The organism is Frankia sp. CeCAU1 (genome assembly GCF_977971845.1).
Map to the genome: position 1 here is coordinate 24,392 of NZ_CDWWXA010000045.1, position 2,719 is coordinate 27,110.

At 64.4% G+C, this 2,719-nt stretch carries 2 protein-coding genes; both read right to left on the reverse strand.

Annotated elements, in window-relative coordinates:
- Positions 1-1,461 (reverse strand): 3-hydroxyacyl-CoA dehydrogenase family protein (locus tag AC08OO_RS10560; protein WP_476618462.1); only part of this gene is annotated, 1,461 nt, incomplete at its 3' end.
- Positions 1,462-1,465: 4 nt separating this feature from the next.
- On the reverse strand, positions 1,466-1,810 hold the full coding sequence (locus tag AC08OO_RS10565; RefSeq protein WP_476609748.1) for an ArsR/SmtB family transcription factor: 345 nt from the start codon (positions 1,808-1,810) through the stop codon (positions 1,466-1,468).
- Positions 1,811-2,719: the final 909 nt, after the last annotated feature.

Here is a 2,719-nt window from a genome sequence, read left to right on the forward strand (position 1 = left end):
GTACTTGCCCGCCGTCCTGGCCACGTCGAAGACAGTCGCGGTCACGTCGTCCGCGGTTACGATGGTCGGCACGATCTCGACCAGGCGCATCTTCTTCGCTGGGTTGAACCAGTGCATACCGACCACATCCTGCGGGCGGGACGCGGCGGTGGCACACTCGATCACGGGCAGCGAGGACGTGGTCGTCGCGAGGACCGCTCCCGGGCGTGCAACCGTGTCGAGTTCAGCGAACAGCGCCCGTTTGACGTCCAAGTCCTCAACGACCGCTTCGATGATGAGGTCACACTCGGCGAGGACGGACAGATCGGTCGAAGCTCGAACCCGTGCCAGTGTCGAAGTACGCTCGTCCGATGAGATCTTTCCCCGTTCGACCGCTTTGTCCAGTGACCTCTCGAGCTTCTTCCGGACAGCGGCGATTTTCTTCTCACTCCGTGCACGGAACACCACCTTGTAGCCAAGGTGGGCACAGACCTCGATGATTCCGCTGGCCATGGTGCCGGTGCCGACCACGCCGATCGTGTGCACCGGCCGTCCTGGGACCGCGAAGAAGCCGAGTTGGGGTGGTTCGACCATGTCGACGATCTCGGAGGAGTAAGGGGCGGCGTAGGTGTAGAAACCCCGCCCGGTCTTGCGGCCGAGCATGCCGGCGGTCACTAGCTGCTTGAGCAGCGGGGCCGGTGCGTGCAGGTGGTCGCGGGAGGTGTGATGGATCGAGTCGAGAATCTCGTACGCGGAGTCGAGACCGATCAGATCGAGCAGTGCCAATGGGCCCATCGGGTGACCGCAGCCGAACCGCATGGCGGCGTCGATGTCCTCACGGGTGGCGTAGCACGCCTCCAGCATCCGGACAGCGCTGTTAAGGTACCCGAACAGCAGGGCGGTCACGATGAAACCCGCCCGGTCCCCGGCGACCACCGCGGTCTTTCCGACCTTCGCGACGAGCTTCCCGACATCCTCCAGTACAGACGGGTCGGTGACCACAGTATGGATGATCTCGACCAGGCCCATGACCGGTGCGGGGTTGGACCAGTGGGTCCCGACAGCCCGGGAGGGGCGTGAGGTAGCGACGGCCAACGTGATGATTGGCAGGGAGCTGGTGTTCGTCGTAAAGATCGCCTCTGGCGGGCACAGCCTGTCCAGCTCGGCGAAGAGCCCGAGCTTCTTCTCGATCCGCTCGGGAATCGCCTCGATGACCAGCTGGCAGTCGGCCACGGCCTCGATCCCGGTTCCGGCCTGGATACGGGCGAGCAGGGCGTCCCGTTCGACCTTGGTCAACTTGCCGCGGCTCACCGCCCGGTCCGTGGAGTGCCGGATCCGATCGAGCCCGCGGGCCAGGGTCTCGTCGTTGAGCTCGACGCCGACCACCTCGATGCCGGCGCGCGCCACTACCTCGGCGATGCCGGCGCCCATCGTGCCGAGCCCGACAACTCCGACCTTCGTGCCGTTGAGCTGGATATCCATCAGGTCACCGGTGGACGATCCGGTGCGCTCGCCCCGGATTCTTCACTATTATCCCCACCAGTTGCGCCCTGTCTGGGGCGATGCCCCAATGCTTCGGACGGAAGCCGTCGACAATCCGTGTGGTCATCAGGTCGAACACCTCCGCGTTGAGGCGCACCAGGCTGCGGTGGGCATCTCCGGTGCGGCTGACCAGGCCGGCCTGCTCGAGCACCTCGATGTGCTTGCAGACCGTCTGCACGTCGGCCTTGCACCACTCGGCGAGCTCGCCGACCGTGGCGTCGCCGTCGCTCAGCCGCTCGATCAGGTCACACCAGGGCGGATTCGCAAGAGCCTCGAAGATCTGAAACATGATCCCGACCTTCCTCTGCAACCATGACACATCAGCTGATTCGTTTACGATAGTCCACCGAGTGGCCCATATCGTCAACTGTACGGATGAATATGGGCGTCCTCGGGGCGACGCGTGAGTCCTACGATCATCTAGGGTCTGGCGGCGCGATGGCGAACATGATCATTTTTGATGACGGGCGGTCCACCCGAACCCGCCATGGTTGCCGCTGGAAGCCAAGGGATGGCAGGATGATCTGCAGCTTCGCGACTGTCGCCAGATGGCGGCGGTTGGCGCTAGGAACGTCTCTCCGTAACGGGAAACTGGCTGAGTGGTTGCGATCTGCGTGATCGCTTGTGATCGCTTGTGTCTCGCCTGAGGTGCTCGGAAGTGGTGTGTTCCGCCGGGTGCGTGGTTCGGTGTCGGCCGGCTGCGCTGCGACCGGGTCTTCCGCCTGCCCGCACCGCCCGCCGAAGGCGTCCGGCAGGCCACCCCGACCCGGCCCCGGCCGCACCAACCGACGACCAGCGGTCATCCAACCGGTCGGGAAGACCACGGAAAGGTCAACAGCCGCAGGATCTGAGGGGCCGACAGGTTAAACGACAAGGTGCGCCACGAACGTGGAAGGGAGCGAATTGTAGGAAGAGCTTCTGACTGCGGTGCTGTGTAGCAGATGAAGGATTTGGCCATTCGGAGTCGCTCTGCGGAGGGAGGCTCCAGGCCGCCACATGCTGCGGGAGCGGTGACGCGTCCGTGGTGAGCGATGTGGAAAAGGCGCCGGCCGAGGTGTCAGGCAGGGATCAGGAAGACGAGCGTGAGCGAATCACTGACGACGTGCCGTTATTTATTAGGTGGCATCGAAACCGTGGGTCCTTGTGCCCTCGGGATGAGTCTGGCGGGTGTCCGCTGACTGGCCAGGTGGCGCCCGAG

Excerpts from the sequence above, each read along its gene's own strand:
- AC08OO_RS10565 (WP_476609748.1), bottom strand. The coding sequence starts at position 1,810 with ATGTTTCAGATCTTCGAGGCTCTTGCGAATCCGCCCTGGTGTGACCTG.